We start from the raw sequence: 17,550 nt of genomic DNA, 5'->3' as shown, positions 1-17,550 counted from the left end.
GGGGCTCCTGCGGACGGCTCAACGCGGGGGTTCGCGGGCGCACGACATCGCCGGGGACCGTCCTGGGGATCGCCGGATCCTAGACCCGGGCCCGCTGGGTGACCGCGATGCAGAGCAGCACCACCACCGCCGTCACCGGCGCGGCCACCGGCAGGTCCTCCCCCAGCAGCAGCACCGACCAGACCAGCGTCAGCAGCGGCTGGGCGAGCTGCAGCTGGCTGGCCCTCGGCACGCCGATCGCCGCCATCCCCCGGTACCAGAGCACGAACCCGCCGAACTGCGAGACCGCCGCGATGTACGCCAGCCCTGCCAGCGCCTTCGCGCCGAGGTGCACCGGCTCCGCGGTCAGCCCGTACCCGGAGGTCAGCAGCATCGCGGGCAGCGCGGCCACCACCGCCCAGGCGATCACCCGGGCGCCCGGGAGCTCCCGGGACAGCCGCCCGCCCTCCGCGTACCCGGCCGCGCAGACCAGCAGGCCGACGATCAGGTAGAGGTCGGCGAGGGTCGGCCGGCCGTGGCTCTGCAGCAGGGTGAAGACGAGCACGGCCGCGGCCCCGGCCAGCGCTGCCGCCCAGAACACCCGGGACGGCCGACGGCCGGTGCGCAGTGCCGCGACCACCGCCGTGGCCAGCGGCAGGACGCCGATGACCACCGCCGAGTGGGCGGTCGAGGAGGTCCGCAGGGCGAGTGTGGTGAGCAGCGGGAAGCCCAGTACGCAGCCGGCCGAGACCACCAGCAGGCCGGGCCACTGCCGCCGCTTCGGCAGCGGGGCGGCGGACGCCAGCAGGTACAGCCCGGCCAGCACCCCGGCCACGGCGCCGCGCAGGCCGGTAGAGGTCCACGGGCCGATTCCGGTCAGGGACCACGCGGTGGCCGGGAAGCTGAGCGAGAAGGAGGCCACCCCGAGGGCGGCGAGGGCGGTGCCTGAGGTGCGGTCACCGTGCCGCGGTGCTACCGCCACCGGCAGGGTAGCGCTATCTTGTGTCGTCATGAACGAGCGTAGCAGCGTGACCGAACTCGCCGAAAGCCTGCGGCGGGAGGTCGAGCGCTACCCGGAGGGACGGAAGCTCCCCTCCAGCCGGGCCCTGATGGAACGCCACCAGGTCAGCCCGGGGACGGTCTCCCGCGCCATCGCGGTGCTGGTCGCCGAGGGACTGGTGGTCTCCCGGCCCGGTGCGGGGGTGTTCCGGGCGGCGGCCTTCGCGGCGGCCCCGGGCGGCCCGGCGGCACCGGCCGCCCGCCCCGGCGACCTCTCCTGGCAGGAGGTCGCGCTCAGCGCCGACTCCGGCCCGCGCGACCTGCTGGCCGCCCCGGTCTTCGCCACCCTCCGGGTGCCCCCGCCGGACGTCATCGACCTCAACAGCGGCTACCCGCACGCCTCCCTACTGCCCGAGCGGCTGCTCGCCGCCGCCCTCGCCCGGGCCGGCCGCCGCCCCGGCGCCTGGGACCGCCCGCCCACCGACGGCCTCACCGAGCTGCGCGGCTGGTTCGCCCGCGACATCGGCGGCCACGCCGGACCGATCAGCGCCGGGGACGTCCTGATCACCTCCGGCGGGCAGGGCGGCCTCACCGTCGCGATGCGCTCGCTGGCCGCGCCCGGCTCACCGGTACTGGTCGAGTCGCCGACCTACTCGGGCATCCTCGCGGTCATCCGGGCGGCCGGGCTGCGGCCGGTGCCCGTGCCGATCGACGCCGACGGCGTCCGCACCGAGCTGCTCGCCGACGCCTTCGAGGCCACCCGGGCGCGGGTGTTCGTCTGCCAGCCGCTGTTCCAGAACCCCACCGGCGCGGTGCTCTCGCCCGCGCGGCGGGCGGAGGTGCTGCGGATCGCCCGGGCGGCCGGGGCCTTCGTGATCGAGGACGACTTCGCCCGGCTGCTCGTCCACGCGGACGCCCCGGCGCTGCCCCGCCCGCTCGCCGCCGACGACCAGGACGGCGTCGTGGTGCACCTGCGCTCGCTCACCAAGGCCGCCTCCCCCAACCTGCGGGTCGGCGCCCTCACCGCACGCGGCCCGGCGCTGGCCCGGCTGCGGGCCACCCAGGTGGTGGACAGCTTCTTCGTGCCCCGGCCGCTCCAGGAGGCGACGCTGGAACTCGTCTCCGACCCCGCCTGGGCCCGCCACCTGCGCACCCTCGGCGCCGAACTGCGCGACCGCCGCACCGCCGCCGTGGCCGCCCTGCACCGCGAACTGCCCGGCGTGCTCGGCGCCTACCGGCCCGGCGGCTACCACCTGTGGCTGCGCTTCCCGGACGGCACCGAGGACGCCGCCCTCGCCGCCACCGCCCTGCGCGCCGGCGTCCTGGTCACCCCCGGCCGCCCGTACCACGCCGCCGAACCCCCGGCCCCGCACCTGCGCCTCAGCTACGCCGCCGCCGACAGCCCCGCCCAGGTGGCGGAGGGCATCCACCGGCTGCGGCTCGCGTACGAGGAGTCGACGGGCTGAGCGGGCCCGCTACTGCCGGTAGCCCGCCATCCGCTCCAGCCGGGCGATCCGCTCCGCCATCGGCGGGTGGGTCGAGAACAGCCGGGCGCCGGCCTCGCCGGGGCGGAAGGGGCTGGCGATCATCATGTGGCTGGCCGTCTGCAGCTGGGGCTCCGGCGGGAGCGGCAGCTGGCGGGTGCCGGCGTCGAGCTTGCGCAGCGCGCCGGCGAGGGCGAGCGGGTCGCCGGTCATGCGGGCGCCGTCGGCGTCGGCCTGGTACTCGCGGGAGCGGCTGACCGCCATCTGGATCAGCCCGGCGGCGATCGGCCCGAGGATCATGATGGCGAGCATCCCGAACAGCCCGGGGCCGTCGTCGTCCTCGTTCCGGCCGAACGGGATCAGCCAGGCGAAGTTCACCAGGAACATCACCACCGAGGCCAGCGCCCCGGCGACCGAGGAGATCAGGATGTCCCGGTTGTAGACGTGGCTGAGCTCGTGCCCGAGCACGCCCCGCAGCTCGCGTTCGTCCAGGATCCGCAGGATGCCCTCGGTGCAGCAGACCGCCGCGTTGCGCGGGTTGCGGCCGGTGGCGAAGGCGTTCGGGGCCGGGGTCGGGGAGATGTAGAGCCGGGGCATCGGCTGGCGGGCCGAGGTGGAGAGCTCGCGCACGATCCGGTACAGCCCGGGCGCCTCGAACTCGCTGACCGGGCGGGCCCGCATGGCCCGCAGCGCGATCCGGTCGCTGTTCCAGTAGGCGTAGGCGTTGGTCCCGAGGGCGATCAGCAGGGCGACCACGAAGCCGGTCCGACCGAAGAAACTGCCGATCACCAGGATCAGCGCCGAGAGGCCACCGAGCAGGACGGCGGTCCTCAGTCCGTTGTGCCGGCTGTGCACGTCAGGCCCTCCAGTGGTGCGGTGGGGAAGCCCTTTCCGCCTCGTCCCTCTTGCCCGGTCAACGGGTGGGGCCGGGGACCTTGTTCCCTTGTGACCGACGCGACACCGCCAGGCCACCCGGACGGCCCCGGACCGGAGGCCGTCCCGAAGGGCGCCCGCACCGCGCCCGGCGGCTCAGAACAGGCTGCCGCCGGCGACCTGGAGGACCAGCTGCGGGGCGAAGGAGAGCACCACCGCCGCCGAGGCGGTGAGCCCCAGCGTGGCGGTCAGGCTGACCGGGAGCCGCGGCTCGGCGCCGACCGCGACCGCCGCCCGCGGGTCCGCCGGGGCGAACAGCCGGGCCGTCCACAGCAGGTAGTAGTACAGGGCGATGACCACGTTGACGGCCATCACCACGGCCAGCCAGCCCAGTCCGGCGTCCACCGCCGCGCGGAACACCACGACCTTGCCGAACAGGCCGATCACGCCCGGCGGCAGCCCGGCCAGGCAGAGCAGGAAGAAGGCCAGCGCGAGCGCCGTCCAGCGGTTGCGGGCGAACAGGCCGCGGAAGTCGTCCACGCTGGTCCCGGCCCGGCGGCCGACGGCGGCGACCACCCCGAACGCGCCGAGGTTCACCACGCCGTAGATGAGCGCGTACGCGGCGGTCGCGCCGAGCGGGTCGGCGCCGGTGGGGGCGTACCCGGCGGCGGCGAGCGGCACCAGCAGGTACCCGGCCTGGCCGACCGAGGACCAGGCGAGCAGCCGCACCGCGCTGTAGCGGGTGTCGAAGCGCTGCCGCAGCGCGCCGACGTTGCCGACGGTCATGGTGACGGCGGCCAGCACGGCGAGCGCCAGGCCCCAGGTGTGGGCGTACGGGCGGAACGCGATGGTGGTGGCCAGCGCCAGGCCGGACAGGCCCGCCGCCTTGCCGACCACCGAGAGGTAGCCGGCCACCGGCAGCGGGGCACCGGTGTAGGTGTCGGGCACCCAGAAGTGGAACGGGACGGCGGCGACCTTGAAGGCGAAGCCGACCAGGGTCAGCACGGCCCCCGCCTCGGCCAGCGGCTTGAGCTGGCCGGGCGCGTGCTCCAGGCCCTGGGCGACGGCGCCGAGGTGCAGGCTGCCGCTCGCCGCGTAGACGAAGCCGATGCCGAGCAGCATCACGGCGGTCGCGGTCACCGAGGAGACGAAGAACTTGAGCGCGGCCTCCGCGCCCCGCCCGTCCCGGCGCAGCGCGACCAGGGCGAAGGCGGGCAGCGAGGCGACCTCCAGGGCGATCACCATGGTGGCGAGGTCGCGCGAGGCGGGCAGCAGGGCGGCGCCGGTGGCGCTGGAGAGCAGCAGGAACCAGTACTCGCCGCTTGGCAACTTCTCACGGTCGACGGTGTGCATCGACAGCAGCGCGGCGATCAGCGCGCCACCCAGGGCGAGCAGCTGGAACACCAGGGCGAAGTGGTCGGCGACGTAGGAGCAGCCTGCGGTGTCAGTGGCCCCTGCTACGTTCCGGACACAGAAGGTCGCTCGGGGTGATCCACCGGTCAGCGGAAGGAGTGCGATGAGGGCGAGGGCGAGTCCGGCCGCGGTGAGGCGGCCGAGCCACTTCTTGTGCTGCTCGGGCAGGAACAGGTCGGTGACCAGCACGGCGAGGGCGGCCACGGCGGCGATCAGCGGGGGCGCGATCGCCACCCAGTCCACGGACTGGATCAGGCTGCCCGGGTTGGCTACGGCGAGGGAGGTCACAGTGTGCTGCCCCGTGGAGTGAGGTCCGAGTGCGGCGGTGTGGGCTGCGAGCACGGTCAGCCACCCCCGAGGAGGTGCTTGACGGCAGGGTCGGAGAGGCCGAGCAGGAGGGCGGGCCAGAGACCGGCCACCAGCGTGAGCGCGGCCAGCGGCGTCCAGCTGACGGCCTCGTACGGGCGCAGGTCGGGCAGCCGGTCCACCGCTGCGGGCTGCGCGGGGTCGCCCATGCAGACGCGCTTGACCACGATCAGCAGGTACGCGGCGGTGAGGAGGGTGCCGAGGCCGGCCAGGACCATGTAGGTGACGAAGGCGGGGCGCGACAGGCCGGCGGCCGGGTCGAAGGCGCCGAACATGGCGAGCAGCTCGCCCCAGAAGCCGGCCAGCCCGGGCAGGCCGAGGCTGGCGACGGCGGCGAAGGCGAGCAGTGCGCCGATCCGTGGTGCCCGGCCGTACAGGGCGGCGCCGGTGGCGCCGGAGAGCGTGTCGAGGTCGGCCGTGCCGTAGCGGTCCTTGAGCGCTCCGACGACGAAGAACAGCAGACCGGTGATCAGACCGTGGGCGATGTTGGCGAACAGCGCGCCGTTGACGCCCACCGGGGTGAGGGAGGCGATGCCCAGCAGTACGAAGCCCATGTGGCCGACGGAGGAGTACGCGATCAGGCGCTTGAGGTCGCCCTTGGATCCGGGGCGGGCCAGCGCCAGGCAGGCCAGCGAGCCGTAGACGATGCCGACGGCGGCGAAGGCGCCCAGGTAGGGGGCGAGCGTCGCGGTGCCGCCCGGCACGACCGGCAGCAGGACGCGGACCAGACCGTACGTGCCCATCTTCAGCAGCACACCGGCGAGCAGCACCGAGCCCACCGTCGGGGCGGCGGTGTGCGCGTCGGGGAGCCAGCTGTGCAGCGGCCAGGCGGGAGCCTTGACCGCCAGCCCGACCATGATCGCCAGCGCGGCGATCACCTGGGTGGTGTGGCTCAGGCCGTTGCCGTGCGCGGCGGCCAGCGCCTGCATGTCGAAGGTGCCGGCCTTGCTGCCGATCAGCAGGAAGCCGAGCAGCATCACGGCCGAGCCGAGCAGCGTGTAGAGGATGAACCGGTTGGCCGCCGGGGTCTTCGCGCCGCTCCCCCAGCGGGCGATCAGGAAGTACATCGGGATCAGCACGATCTCGAAGGACAGGAAGAAGAGCAGGAGGTCCAGGACCGCGAAGGTGGCGAGCATGCCGACTTCGAGGAGCAGGAAGAGCCCCACGAAGGCCTGCGCCGGGGGCACGTCGTCCCCGTCCGGCAGCCGCTTCTCCGAGTACAGCGCGCAGAGGAAGGTGAGCAGCGCGGTCAGCACGATCAGCGGCAGCGAGACGCCGTCCACCCCGAGGTGGAAGCGCACGTGCAGGGCCGGGATCCAGGACACGTCGGTGGTGGCCTGCATCCGGGCCGGCGAGCCGTGGTCGAAGCCGGCCGCGAGGGCGACGGAGACCAGGAACACCGCGCCGGTGACCACGGAGTTCAGTCGCAGCGCCCGCCGGTCGGCGACGGCCCGGTCCGGTCCGAACACCGGCGCCAGGGTGAGCGCGGCGCCGAGCAGTGGCAGCACCAGGAGGGCGATGAGGACCGCGTTCATCGGGGGCTCCCAGGTGTGGCGGTGAACGGGACGGGGGTGGGGGACAGCACCGGCTACACCGCCACCAGGACGGCGAGCAGGACGACCCCGGCGAGCAGCGCGCTGAGGTAGGTCTGCGCGTTACCGGTCTGCGCGAGCCGGACGGCCCGGCCGAGCAGGTTGGCGCCGATCCCGCTGCCCTGGACGTAGCCCTCGACGACCTCGCGGTCGAGGAAGCGGACCAGCTGGGCGGCGGCGGCCACCGGGCGGACGAACAGCACGTGGTACAGCCGGTCGACGCCGAAGCCGTGCCGGGCCGGGCCGAACAGCGGGCCGAGCAGGGTGCGCCCGGGGTCGGCGACGATCACCTCGGCGGCCGGGGCTCCGGCCTGCTCGGGCACCCGGCCGACGGCGGCCGGGGCGGGGCGGCCGGTGGCCACCCGCGCGGTGGCCGACCGCCAGGCGCCGTACGCGGCGAGCACCCCGACCACGGCGAGCCCGATGCCGGTGACGGCGGTGACGCCGGTGGGGCGCAGCGAGCCGCCGTCCAGCAGCGCGGGCAGCCAGTCCGTGCGCAGCCCGGCGACGCCGAAGGCCATGGTCGGGACGGCCAGCACCCAGAGCGGCCAGCGCATCGCGGGCGGCTCGGCGGTGGCCGGGTCGGCCTCGTCCAGCTCGGGCGAGTAGGGCGCGTCGGCCTCGTGGTCGGCGGCCACCGTCGCCCGGTCGGCGGCGGGCAGCACCTCCGGGGCCGCCGCGGCCGCACCGGCCGGGCTGTGGAAGGTGACCAGGAACAGTCGGGTGGCGTAGGCGCCGGTGAGCAGTGCGGTGAGCGCGGCCGAGATCAGCACGATCCAGCCGGCCGCCTGCGGCACCGCCGAGGCCGGGCCGAGCCCGTTGGTGAGCGCCTCGCCGTTGGCGGCGTGCTCGGCGGCGGTCAGCACCGCCTCCTTGCTGAAGAAGCCGGAGAACGGCGGCAGCCCGGCCAGCGCGACCAGGGCGATGCCCATCGTCCAGTAGGCGTCCGGCACCCGCTTGCGCAGCCCCGGGATCCGGGACATCGCGGAGATCGAGTTGGTGTGCGCGGCGTGGATCACCACGCCGGCGGCCAGGAACAGCAGCGCCTTGAACGCTCCGTGGCTGACCAGGTGGAACACCGAGGCCTCGCGGTCCCCGCTGGCCAGCGCGCCGGCCATGTAGCCGAGCTGGCCGACGGTGGAGTAGGCGAGCACCCGCTTGAGGTCGTCCTGGGCGAGCGCGCACAGCGCCGAGCCGATCATCGTCACGGCGGCCATCACGGCGAGCACGACCAGCGCCGCGCCCGACTGCAGGAACACCGGCATCAGCCGGGCCACCAGGTAGATGCCGGCCGCGACCATGGTGGCGGCGTGGATCAGCGCGGAGACCGGCGTGGGACCGGCCATCGCGTCCGGGAGCCAGGTGTGCAGCGGGAACTGGGCGCTCTTGCCGGCGACACCGGCGAGCAGCAGCAGCGCGATCAGCGTCGGGTGGCCGAGCCTGCCCTCGCCCGCGGCCGCCAGCACGTCCGGGATCCGGAAGCTGTGGGCGTCCGCGCCGAGCAGGAAGATCCCGAACAGGAACGGCACGTCACCGAGCTTGGTGACCAGGAAGGCCTTGAGCGAGGCCGAGCGGGCGTCCGCGGTCTCCCAGTGGTGGCCGATCAGGAAGTACGAGCAGACGCCCATGACCTCCCAGCCGACCAGCAGCACGACGAGGTCGCCCGAGAAGACCACCAGGAACATCGCCGCGGTGAACAGCGAGACCAGCGCCGCGTACGAGGGGTAGCGCGGGTCCTTCTTCAGGTACGCGGTCGAGTAGACCTGGACGCAGGTGGCGACCAGGCCGACCAGCACGGAGATCAGCGAGCTGAAGCCGTCCAGGTGGATGGCCAGCGAGATGTCCGGGCCGCCGGTCGGGGTGAGCCGGGTGGCCGCGTCCAGGGTCCGGCCGGTGCCGAGCTGGAGGGCGACCACCAGGGCGAGCACGGCCGAGACGGCGACCGGGACGATCGCCAGCGGCCGGGCCAGCCCGGGCACCTTCTTGCCGGTGGCCAGGGTCGCGGCGGCGCCGACTGCGGGCAGCGCGGGGACGAGGGCGGACAGGGCGAGGTTCATGCGGTGGCCCGGCCCTTCAGTGCCTCGGCTGCGGCCGGCTCCTCCTCGACGGGGGCGTACGGCTCGGCCGGGTCGCCGAGCGCGGTGGCCCGGTCGATGTCCGCGGTGCCCCGGGCCCGGAACAGCAGCAGGACGATGGCGAGCCCCAGCCCGATCTCGGCGGCGGCGACGGTGATGGTGAACAGGGTGAGCGCCTGCCCGGCGTGCAGCGAGTCGCGCAGCCAGGCGTCGAAGGCGACCAGGTTGAGGTTGACGGCGTTGAGCATCAGCTCGACGGACATCAGCACCAGGACGGCGTTGCGCCGGGCGAGGACGCCGTACACGCCGACGCTGAACAGCAGCGCGGAGAGGACGACGGGGTAGGCGAGGTGCATCAGCTCTCCTCCGTCACGGACGGCGCGGACGGGGCGGACGGCTCGGACGGGGCGGACGGCTCGGACGGGGCGGACGGCTCGGACGGCTCGGACGGGGCGGCGGCCTCCGGCGCGGTGCGCGGCGCGGTCGCGGCGACGGTCCCGTTCGACCCGACCGGCCGCCCGGCCCGCAGCTTGCCCGCCCGCGGCGTCGGCACCCGGCGCTTGGACCCGCGGGACAGCACGATCGCGCCGACCAGCGCCGCCAGCAGCAGCACGGACAGCGCCTCGAAGGGCAGCACCCAGTTCCGGAACAGGCTGGCCCCGGTGACGGCGGCCGAGCCGCCGCCCGCGCCGAGGTCGATCCAGGAGGTCCGGAAGGCGTCGACGACCAGCGTCACCAGGGTCCCGGCCGAGGCCAGCGCGACGACCAGGGCGACCCAGCGGTTCTTGGAGTCGGCGTCCGGCGAGCGGCCGATCGGCGCCTTGGTGAGCATCAGCCCGAACAGCACCAGGACGATCACCGAGCCCAGGTAGATCAGCACCTGCACCCAGGCGATGAACTCGGCCGTGAGCAGCAGGAACTCCACCGCCAGCCCGCCGAGCGAGACCACCAGCCAGAGCGCGGCGTGCACCAGCTGCTTGGTGGTGACGGAGACGACCGCCGCGCCGAGCACCGCGATGCCGACCAGCAGGAAGACGATCTCCTGGCCGGTCGGGGACAGGAACGAACGGGCGGCCGGCTCCAACGAACCGGTCGCCGCGAGGAGCGTGGCAGCGCCGGTCATGCGTCGTCACCCTTCTCCTCGACCGCGGCCGCAGCCGCGGCGGCCAGCTTGTCCGCCGCCTTGCGCGCGGTGGCGATCTCCTTGGGCTCCTCGGCCGCCGGGTCCAGCGCCGGGGGCGCCGGGACGGTCCACATCCACTCCCGGAGCTTCTCCCGCTCGTGGGTCAGCTCGTGGATGTCGGTCTCCGCGTACTCGAACTCCGGCGACCAGAACAGCGCGTCGAAGGGGCACACCTCGATGCAGATCCCGCAGTACATGCAGAGCGAGAAGTCGATGGCGAACCGGTCCAGCACGTTGCGGGTGCGGGCCCGCGCGTTCGGCTCGGCGGCCGGCAGCGTCTCCTTGTGGGAGTCGATGTAGATGCACCAGTCCGGGCACTCGCGCGCGCAGAGCATGCACACCGTGCAGTTCTCCTCCAGCAGCGCGATGACGCCGCGCGAACGCGGCGGCAGCACCGGCTGCACCTCGGGGTACTGCGCGGTGACGCTCTTCTTCGTCATCGTCCGCAGCGTCACGGCCAGCCCCTTGGCAAGACCGACACCGGGAAAACTCATGAGATCGCCACCTTGATGATGCCGGTGAGGGCCAGCTGGACGAGCGCGAGCGGGATCAGCCCCACCCACGCGAAGCGCATCAGCTGGTCCTCGCGCAGGCGCGGATAGGTGACCCGCAGCCAGATGACCACGAAGGCCAGTGCGAAGGTCTTGAGGAGCATCCAGAGCCAGCCGAGCTGGTCGGCCATCGGCCCGTGCCAGCCGCCGAGGAAGAGCACCGCCGTCAGCGCCGACACCACCAGGATGCCCACGTACTCGGACAGCAGGAACAGCGCGAAGCGCAGACCGGTGTACTCGGTGTACGCGCCGAAGATGATCTCCGAGTCGGCGACCGGCATGTCGAACGGCGGCCGCTGGAGCTCGGCCAGACCGGCCGTGAAGAACACGAAGGCGCCGATGATCTGCCAGGGCAGCCAGTACCACTGCCAGGCGTCCAGGATCCCGGGCAGCGACAGGGTGCCGGCCGCCATCGCCACCGAGGCCGCCGCGAGCACCATCGGCAGCTCGTAGGACATCAGCTGCGCGGCCGTGCGCAGACCGCCGAGCAGCGAGAACTTGTTCGCCGAGGCCCAACCGGCCATCAGCTTGCCGATCACGCCGACGCCCATCACGGCGAGCACGAAGAACAGCCCGGCGTCGATCGCCTGGCCGACGAAGCCGTTCGGCCCGACCGGGACGGCCAGCAGCACGAACAGGTACGGCAGCAGCGAGACGGCGGGCGCCAGCTGGAAGATCCGGCGGTCCGCCCCGGCCGGGACGATGTCCTCCTTCTGCGCGAACTTCACGCCGTCCGCGACGAGCTGCGCCCAGCCGTGGAAGCCGCCCGCGTACATCGGGCCGAGCCGGCCCTGCATGTGCGCCATGACCTTGTGCTCGGTCTGGCCGATGACCAGCGGGAAGACCAGGAAAACGACGAGGGTGGCGACGCAGCGGAGCACCGTGTCGAGCAGGTTCACGTGCCGTCTCCGTCCTGGTCGACCGCTCCGGCCGAGTTCTCGTCCTTCGTCCCGCCCGGCTCCTCGTCCGAGGGCTTCGCGTCCGCCGGCTTCTCGTCCGCGGGCTTCGCGTCGTGGGCGGGCACCGGGTTGTGCCAGGGCGCGTCGGAGGACCGGGGCCGTGCCGGAGCCGCGGGCTCGGCCGGAGCCTCGGGGGCCGCAGCGGCCTCGGGGGCCTCGTCGGCCGTCTGGCTGACCGACCCCTCGGACACCGAACGCGTCCGCCGCGGCCGGTCCGCCCGCACCGGCGGAGCGCCCTCGGCGGGAGCGGCAGGAGTATCCGGAGCAGCCGGAGTAGCCGGAGCCTCGGCGGCCCCCTGACTCGCCGACCCCTCGGACACCGAACGCGTCCGCCGCGGCCGGTCCGCCCGCACCGGCGGAGCGCCCTCGGCACCGGCGGCCGCAGCCGCGCCCGCACCGGCCCGGGGCGTCCGCGCTGCCGCGCCCGCCGCCCGCGCACCGCGCGCGGGCCGCTCGGCGACCGGCGGCAGGGTGCCCTTGAGCGGGCCCCACTCGTTCGGGTCCGGCACACCGGCCGGCTGCATCTTGCGCCGGGCCGGCCCGCCGCCGTGGTCCGACTCGCCCGGCTCCTTGGCGCCCGGCCAGTCCTTGGCGACGCGCGCCGCGAGCACGAACTCCTTGCGCAGCGGGTGCCCCTCGAAGCCGTCCGGCAGCAGCAGGGTGGCCAGGTACGGGTGCCCGGGGAAGTCGATGCCGAACATCTCGTGGGTCTCGCGCTCGTGCCAGGCGGCACCCGCGTAGACCGCGACGGCGCTGGGCAGCGCGGCCCCGTCGCGCGGCACCCGGGTGCGCAGCGCGAGGTGGCGCACGCCCGGCGCCTCGACGGCGGCCAGGTGCGCGACCACGGAGAAACCGTCGGCGAGCTCGTCGACGGCGCTCAGCCAGTCGAAGAAGCCCAGGCCCAGCACGTCCCGGGCGCTGGTGAGCGACTCGATCCAGCGCTCAGCCGGCACGTCGACGGTGATCAGCCCGTAGGCCTCGGCGCCGGTCGCCCACTCCCCGACCGACGCCGCGTACTGCTCAGGCGTGGTCACGAGACCCCTCCCTCGGACGAACCGGCCGAAGGCCCCGGCACCAGCGGACGGCGCAGCGCCGAGGCGGGCGCGGCGTAGCGGCCGGGCAGGGACTCGGCGGCGATCTTCTCCTGCAGCTTGAGGATGCCCTGGAGCAGCGCCTCCGGCCGGGGCGGGCAGCCGGGCACGTAGACGTCGACCGGGATGATCTGGTCCACGCCCTTGGTGACGGAGTACGAGTCCCAGTACGGGCCGCCGGAGTTGGAGCAGGCGCCGAAGGAGATGACGTACTTCGGCTCGGGCATCTGCTCGTAGAGGCGCTTGACGGCGGGCGCCATCTTGTCGGTGACCGTCCCGGAGACGATCATCAGGTCCGCCTGACGGGGGCCGGGCGCGAACGGGATGACGCCCATCCGGATGAAGTCGTGCTTGGCCATGGACGCGGCGATGAACTCGATCGCGCAGCAGGCCAGACCGAAGTTGAAGCACCAGAGGCTGTAGCGGCGTCCCCAGTTGAGCACGACCTTGACCGGGTCGGGCGCGAGCCGGGCCAGCGGGCCGAGGCCGCGGCGCTCGACGGCGCCGGGGCGGGCGGGGTCGGGCAGACCGAGCGGGACGGGACCGCCCTGGGTGCCGTGCGAGTGGGTGTGCGTCACGTCCATTCCAGAACGCCCTTCTTCCAGGCGTAGAGCAGTCCGACCGCGAGGAAGCCGATGAAGAGGAACATCTCGATCAGCGTTCCGGCGCCGTACCCGGCGGTGGCGAAGACGGTCGCCCACGGGAACAGGTAGATCGCGTCGACCGCGAAGATCACGTACAGGAAGGCGTACACGTAGTAGCGGATCTGGGTGTGCGCCCAGTCCTCGCCCACCGGGTCCACCCCGCACTCGTAGGCGAGGAGCTTCTCGGGTGAGTACACCACCGGCCGCAGCAGGCGGTTGGCGGTGAACGCCACGGTGACGAAGAGCACCCCGATGACGGCCAGCAGGCCCGTCGCGGCGTACGCGTCGAAGTAGCCGCTGCCGACCGCCGGGTCGGCCGCGACGGCAGCCGCCTGCTGCCACTCCATTCCTTCGCCTCCACCTCGGCCGCGAACCCGCCCTCAAGACAGTTCTACGACTTTTACTCACACGGTCTTAACCATGGCCAATGCGTGAGTCTAAGGGGACGGCTCCACTCCTCCCGAAACCTGCCCGCTCCGCAAGACGTCCCGTGGACACCCGGGTGAACGCCCGGGGACCGCCCGGGGGTGGGGATAACCCCCGGCCGGGAAGATGTATCACCCCCATGGCACATCCTCCCCCCGATTCGGGATGCTGGGTCCGCCAGCTCGAACGAGGGGACGGATGATCCGATGAAGTCGCTGAACCGCGCCGTGGACGCCATCAGGGAGCAGGACGCTCGGATGGAACGCCCGCCGCTGTACGGCGCGCGGATGTGGCGCCAGGTCGGACACCTGATGCTCAACCTCCCACTGGGCATCGCCGGCTTCGTGCTGTCGGTCACCGCGCTCTCGGTCGGACTGGGCCTGTCGGTCACGGTGATCGGCCTGCCGGTGCTGGCCGCCGGGCTGGCCGGCTCCCGCGCCCTGGGCGCGCAGGGCCGCAGCCGGGCGCGCTCGGCGTACGGCTCCCGGATCGACGAGCCGGAGCCGGTGAAGCCGCGCCGCCCGGGCGTGGTCGGCTACACCATCGCCCACCTCACCGACCTGCTGAACTGGCGCTCGGCGCTCTACAACGTGCTGATGCTGCCCTGGGGCATCCTGAGCTTCACCCTGGCCCTGACCTCGGTGATCACGCTGTGGCCGGTGCTGCCCGTGGTGGTGCGCGCGATGGCGGCGGTCGACCGGATCCTGATCGAGTCGCTGCTCTTCCCCGGCGCGCTGGCCGAGCGGGTGCGCGAGCTGGAGGACGACCGCGGCACCGTGGTCGAAACCGCCGCGGCCGACCTGCGGCGGATCGAACGCGACCTGCACGACGGCGCCCAGGCCCGCCTGGTCGCGCTGGCGATGGACCTCGGCATGGCCAAGGAGCGGCTGCGCGAGGTGGAGACCCAGGATGACATCGCGGTCGCCACCCGGATGGTCGACAACGCGCACGGCGAGGTGAAGCTCGCCCTGCAGGAGCTGCGCGACCTGGCCCGCGGCATCCACCCGGCGGTGCTCACCGACCGCGGCCTGGACGCGGCGCTGTCCGCGGTCGCGGCCCGCTGCACCGTCCCGGGCGGGGTGAAGGTGAACGTCGACCTGGCCGGGCCGGACGGCGAGCCCGAGCGCCCGGACTCGGCGGTCGAGGGCATCGCCTACTTCACCGTCAGCGAGCTGCTGACCAACGTCTCCAAGCACGCGGGCGCCCAGAGCGCCTCGGTCGACGTCTGGCGCTCGGACAACCAGCTGATGGTGCTGGTCCACGACGACGGCAAGGGCGGGGCCGCCCCCTACCCGGGCAGCGGCCTGGGCGGGCTGGCCGAGCGGATCCGGGCGGTGGACGGGGTCTTCCTGGTGGAGAGCCCGGAGGGCGGCCCGACCACCGTCACCGTCGAACTGCCCTGGCGCACCCGCACCGCCCGCCGCTAGGGCCTGTCGAAGCGGCAGAAGGGCGCCGGGACCTCGTCGAGGCAGTGGGCGAGGTCCCGGCGCCGGTCCGGTGCGCCGGCCGGCCCGCAGAACCCTTGCGCGGTGGGCGGGCCGGCCGGCGTACCGGGGTCGGGAGGGCTCAGGAGCTGCTCTCCAGCGTGCCGAGCGTGACGTCGGCGGTCCTGTTGTTGCCGTCCCGGGTGTAGGCGACGGTCACCTTGGTGCCCGGGGTGAGCGAGGCGAGCGCGGTGGTGAGCGCGTTCAGCGAGTCGACCGGGGTGTCGCCGATCTTGGTGATGACGTCGCCGGGCTGGAGCCCCGCCGAGGCGGCCGGCCCGCCCTGGCTGACCGCCACGATGACCGCGCCGGCCGGCTGGAACTGCTGGTTGAAGCTGGTCCGGGCGGTGATGCCGAGCGCGGCCCGGCCGGAGTTGGTGACCTTGCCCTGCTTGATCAGCTGGTCGGTGATGTTGGTGATGGTGGACGCCGGGATGGCGAAGCCGATGCCGGGGGCGGCAGCGCCGTTGGTCTGCGGCTCGGTCGCGGCGAGGGTGTTGATGCCGATCACCTGACTGTCCAGGTTGACCAGCGCGCCGCCGCTGTTGCCCGGGTTGATCGCGGCCGAGGTCTGCACCATGTTGCCGATGGTGGCGCCCGGCGAGCCGCCGCCGCGGGGCTCGGAGACGGTCCGCCCGGTGGCCGAGACGATGCCCTGGGTGACGCTGCTGGAGAGCCCGAGCGGGCTGCCCATGGCGAGGGTGATCTGACCGAGCTGGACTTTGCCGGAGTCGCCGAAGGTGGCCGGCTTGAGGCCGCCCGGCGGGCTGCTGAGCTTGATCACCGCGATGTCGGAGTCGGGGTAGCTGGCGACCAGGGAGGCGTCCAGCGACTTGGTGGTGTTGGCCAGGGTGACGAGGAAGGTGGTCGCGGTGCCGACCACGTGGGCGTTGGTGACGATGTCGCCCTTGTCGTCGTAGACGATCCCGGAGCCGAGGCTGTCGCCGGTGGTGATCTGGACCACCGAGGGCAGCACGTCGGCGATCACCTTCTGGTACGCGTCCTGCAGCTGGTTGGCGCCGCCCGGCTGGGCGCCGGGGGCGGAGGAGGCCTGCTTGGTGGTGCCGGACGAGGAGCCGGCCGCCGTCGAGGCGGCCGCGGAGGAGGACGAGGAGGAGCTGCTGCAGCCGGCCAGCGCCAGCACGAGCGCCGTCATGACCGCGATCCCGCCCGGCGCGCGCAGCCGTCCGTGCGCCGCCCCTGGGCCGGTCGGCCGGGGGCCGGCCGGCAGCGGGCGGTTGTGTTCCTTCGTTCGGCTCACCTGGCTGCCTCCGATTCGTCACCACGCCGAGGGCGCGGGCATGAGAGCACGGAAATCTTTGTCAGCATTTCACCGATTTGTCCGAATTGCCGTCCCGACTCGCCCGAACCCGGTGGGCCGAATTCGAACGCCTAGGATTGCCCCATGACTTGGTTGATCACCGGCGGTGCCGGTTACATCGGTGGGCACGTCGTCCGCCAGCTGCTCGACGCCGGTGAGCGCGTCGCCGTCCTGGACGACCTGAGCACCGGCGACGCCTCCCGGGTGCCGGCCGGCGTCCCGCTGATCGAGGGCTCGACCCTGGACCGCGCCGTCCTGGACGCCGCGATCCGCGAGCACGGCATCGAGGGCATCCTGCACTTCGCCGCCAAGAAGCAGGTCGGCGAGTCGGTCGAGCAGCCGTTCCTGTACTACCGCGAGAACATGATCGGCCTGCAGACGGTGCTGGAGGCCGCGGCCGAGGGCGGCGTCACGCGCTTCCTGTTCTCCTCCTCCGCCGCCGTCTACGGCATGCCGGACGTCGACCTGGTCACCGAGTCCACCCCCTGCGCGCCGATGAGCCCGTACGGCGAGACCAAGCTGGCCGGCGAGTGGCTGGTCGCCGCGGCCGGCAAGGCCCACGGGATGTCCACCGTGGCCCTGCGCTACTTCAACGTGGCGGGCGCCGCCTCGCCCGAGCTCTCCGACACCGGGGTGTTCAACCTGATCCCGATGGTCTTCGAGCGGCTGACCGCCGGCGAGGCCCCGCGGGTCTTCGGCGACGACTACGCGACCCCGGACGGCAGCTGCGTCCGCGACTTCATCCACGTCTTCGACATCGCCTCGGCGCACGTGGCCGCCGCCAAGCGGCTGGCCGCCGACCCGGCCGGCGAGACCGCGCTGGTGCTCAACATCGGCCGCGGCGAGGGCGTCAGCGTCAAGGAGATGATCGAGGTCATCGGCAAGGTCACCGGCTACGACACCACCGCCGAGGTGACCCCGCGCCGCCCCGGCGACCCGGCCCGGGTGGTGGCCGCCGCCGACCTGATCCACCGCGAGCTGGGCTGGAGCGCGAGCCACGACGTGGCCGACATGGTCTCCTCCGCCTGGGAGGGCTGGTGCAGCCGCCACCCCGAGGCCCGCAAGGCCTGACGTCAAGGCAGCGCCACCGGCACGGCGGTGTCCGCCCCG

16 protein-coding genes are annotated in these 17,550 nt (G+C 73.6%); 3 read left to right on the top strand and 13 right to left on the bottom strand.

The genetic code is table 11. The features are described 5' to 3' along the window. Positions 1-79: 79 nt before the first annotated feature. Entirely contained in the window at positions 80-991 is a 912-nt protein-coding gene (locus ACIG5E_RS06340) for a DMT family transporter (protein ID WP_396531871.1), read from the bottom strand. On the opposite strand from ACIG5E_RS06340, the gene ACIG5E_RS06335 reads away from it, so the two are divergent. Next, positions 990-2,444, top strand: a complete 1,455-nt coding sequence (locus tag ACIG5E_RS06335) for a PLP-dependent aminotransferase family protein (RefSeq protein WP_396531869.1) — start codon at positions 990-992, stop codon at positions 2,442-2,444. The genes ACIG5E_RS06340 and ACIG5E_RS06335 overlap by 2 nt on opposite strands. Before the next feature lie 9 nt (positions 2,445-2,453). Here ACIG5E_RS06335 and htpX read toward each other — a convergent pair whose 3' ends face one another. From htpX to ACIG5E_RS06280, 11 genes are all read right to left on the bottom strand, one after another. Continuing rightward, positions 2,454-3,317, bottom strand: coding sequence for a zinc metalloprotease HtpX (gene htpX / locus ACIG5E_RS06330; RefSeq protein ID WP_396531868.1), 864 nt, complete (start codon positions 3,315-3,317; stop codon positions 2,454-2,456). A 174-nt stretch (positions 3,318-3,491) separates the two neighbouring features. Continuing rightward, positions 3,492-5,036: an NADH-quinone oxidoreductase subunit N gene (locus ACIG5E_RS06325; protein ID WP_396531866.1), complete on the bottom strand. Its 1,545-nt coding sequence runs from the start codon at positions 5,034-5,036 to the stop codon at positions 3,492-3,494. A gap of 56 nt (positions 5,037-5,092) precedes the next feature. Then, positions 5,093-6,649, bottom strand: a complete 1,557-nt coding sequence (locus tag ACIG5E_RS06320) for a NuoM family protein (protein WP_396531865.1) — start codon at positions 6,647-6,649, stop codon at positions 5,093-5,095. Between the two features lie 53 nt (positions 6,650-6,702). Continuing rightward, entirely contained in the window at positions 6,703-8,763 is a 2,061-nt protein-coding gene (locus ACIG5E_RS06315; RefSeq protein WP_396531863.1) for an NADH-quinone oxidoreductase subunit L, read from the bottom strand. Next, positions 8,760-9,137, bottom strand: coding sequence for an NADH-quinone oxidoreductase subunit NuoK (gene nuoK, locus ACIG5E_RS06310; RefSeq protein WP_396531861.1), 378 nt, complete (start codon positions 9,135-9,137; stop codon positions 8,760-8,762). Before nuoK ends, ACIG5E_RS06315 begins: the two co-directional genes overlap by 4 nt. Then, the gene (locus ACIG5E_RS06305; protein WP_396531860.1) at positions 9,137-9,904 is read right to left on the bottom strand and encodes an NADH-quinone oxidoreductase subunit J; all 768 of its coding nucleotides are present in this window, start codon (positions 9,902-9,904) and stop codon (positions 9,137-9,139) included. The genes nuoK and ACIG5E_RS06305 overlap by 1 nt, the downstream gene beginning before the upstream one ends. Further along, positions 9,901-10,458 (bottom strand): NuoI/complex I 23 kDa subunit family protein, encoded by a 558-nt coding sequence (locus tag ACIG5E_RS06300; RefSeq protein WP_396243118.1) that lies wholly within the window; start codon positions 10,456-10,458, stop codon positions 9,901-9,903. Before ACIG5E_RS06300 ends, ACIG5E_RS06305 begins: the two co-directional genes overlap by 4 nt. Next, positions 10,455-11,414, bottom strand: a complete 960-nt coding sequence (nuoH, locus tag ACIG5E_RS06295; protein WP_396531859.1) for an NADH-quinone oxidoreductase subunit NuoH — start codon at positions 11,412-11,414, stop codon at positions 10,455-10,457. The genes ACIG5E_RS06300 and nuoH overlap by 4 nt, the downstream gene beginning before the upstream one ends. Further along, positions 11,411-12,508 (bottom strand): NADH-quinone oxidoreductase subunit C, encoded by a 1,098-nt coding sequence (locus tag ACIG5E_RS06290; protein WP_396531858.1) that lies wholly within the window; start codon positions 12,506-12,508, stop codon positions 11,411-11,413. Before ACIG5E_RS06290 ends, nuoH begins: the two co-directional genes overlap by 4 nt. Beyond that, complete coding sequence (locus ACIG5E_RS06285) at positions 12,505-13,149, bottom strand: NADH-quinone oxidoreductase subunit B (protein ID WP_396531856.1); 645 nt, start codon at positions 13,147-13,149, stop codon at positions 12,505-12,507. Before ACIG5E_RS06285 ends, ACIG5E_RS06290 begins: the two co-directional genes overlap by 4 nt. Continuing rightward, positions 13,140-13,556: an NADH-quinone oxidoreductase subunit A gene (locus tag ACIG5E_RS06280; protein WP_396531855.1), complete on the bottom strand. Its 417-nt coding sequence runs from the start codon at positions 13,554-13,556 to the stop codon at positions 13,140-13,142. The genes ACIG5E_RS06285 and ACIG5E_RS06280 overlap by 10 nt, the downstream gene beginning before the upstream one ends. A 336-nt stretch (positions 13,557-13,892) precedes the next feature. Here ACIG5E_RS06280 and ACIG5E_RS06275 point away from each other — a divergent pair, with 336 nt between their 5' ends. Then, the gene (locus tag ACIG5E_RS06275) at positions 13,893-15,062 is read left to right on the top strand and encodes a sensor histidine kinase (protein ID WP_396531922.1); all 1,170 of its coding nucleotides are present in this window, start codon (positions 13,893-13,895) and stop codon (positions 15,060-15,062) included. 139 nt (positions 15,063-15,201) lie between these two features. Here the strand turns inward: ACIG5E_RS06275 and ACIG5E_RS06270 are convergent, their stop codons facing one another. After that, on the bottom strand, positions 15,202-16,275 hold the full coding sequence (locus ACIG5E_RS06270; RefSeq protein WP_396531920.1) for a S1C family serine protease: 1,074 nt from the start codon (positions 16,273-16,275) through the stop codon (positions 15,202-15,204). A gap of 249 nt (positions 16,276-16,524) precedes the next feature. On the opposite strand from ACIG5E_RS06270, the gene galE reads away from it, so the two are divergent. Then, on the top strand, positions 16,525-17,511 hold the full coding sequence (gene galE, locus ACIG5E_RS06265) for a UDP-glucose 4-epimerase GalE (protein WP_396531854.1): 987 nt from the start codon (positions 16,525-16,527) through the stop codon (positions 17,509-17,511). Positions 17,512-17,550 lie beyond the last annotated feature (39 nt).

It is taken from the genome of Kitasatospora sp. NPDC053057 (assembly GCF_044546945.1).
Taxonomy (GTDB): Bacteria; Actinomycetota; Actinomycetes; order Streptomycetales; family Streptomycetaceae; genus Kitasatospora.
The sequence above is the reverse complement of the archived record's forward strand: the minus strand, read 5'-3'. Positions and strand labels throughout refer to the sequence as shown.

Excerpts from the sequence above, each read along its gene's own strand:
- nuoK (WP_396531861.1), bottom strand. The coding sequence starts at position 9,137 with ATGCACCTCGCCTACCCCGTCGTCCTCTCCGCGCTGCTGTTCAGCGTC.
- ACIG5E_RS06320 (WP_396531865.1), bottom strand. The coding sequence starts at position 6,649 with ATGAACGCGGTCCTCATCGCCCTCCTGGTGCTGCCACTGCTCGGCGCC.
- ACIG5E_RS06285 (WP_396531856.1), bottom strand. The coding sequence starts at position 13,149 with ATGGACGTGACGCACACCCACTCGCACGGCACCCAGGGCGGTCCCGTC.
- galE (WP_396531854.1), top strand. The coding sequence starts at position 16,525 with ATGACTTGGTTGATCACCGGCGGTGCCGGTTACATCGGTGGGCACGTC.
- ACIG5E_RS06305 (WP_396531860.1), bottom strand. The coding sequence starts at position 9,904 with ATGACCGGCGCTGCCACGCTCCTCGCGGCGACCGGTTCGTTGGAGCCG.
- ACIG5E_RS06315 (WP_396531863.1), bottom strand. The coding sequence starts at position 8,763 with ATGAACCTCGCCCTGTCCGCCCTCGTCCCCGCGCTGCCCGCAGTCGGC.
- ACIG5E_RS06335 (WP_396531869.1), top strand. The coding sequence starts at position 990 with ATGAACGAGCGTAGCAGCGTGACCGAACTCGCCGAAAGCCTGCGGCGG.
- ACIG5E_RS06275 (WP_396531922.1), top strand. The coding sequence starts at position 13,893 with ATGGAACGCCCGCCGCTGTACGGCGCGCGGATGTGGCGCCAGGTCGGA.
- ACIG5E_RS06340 (WP_396531871.1), bottom strand. The coding sequence starts at position 991 with ATGACGACACAAGATAGCGCTACCCTGCCGGTGGCGGTAGCACCGCGG.
- ACIG5E_RS06270 (WP_396531920.1), bottom strand. The coding sequence starts at position 16,275 with ATGACGGCGCTCGTGCTGGCGCTGGCCGGCTGCAGCAGCTCCTCCTCG.
- ACIG5E_RS06300 (WP_396243118.1), bottom strand. The coding sequence starts at position 10,458 with ATGAGTTTTCCCGGTGTCGGTCTTGCCAAGGGGCTGGCCGTGACGCTG.
- ACIG5E_RS06280 (WP_396531855.1), bottom strand. The coding sequence starts at position 13,556 with ATGGAGTGGCAGCAGGCGGCTGCCGTCGCGGCCGACCCGGCGGTCGGC.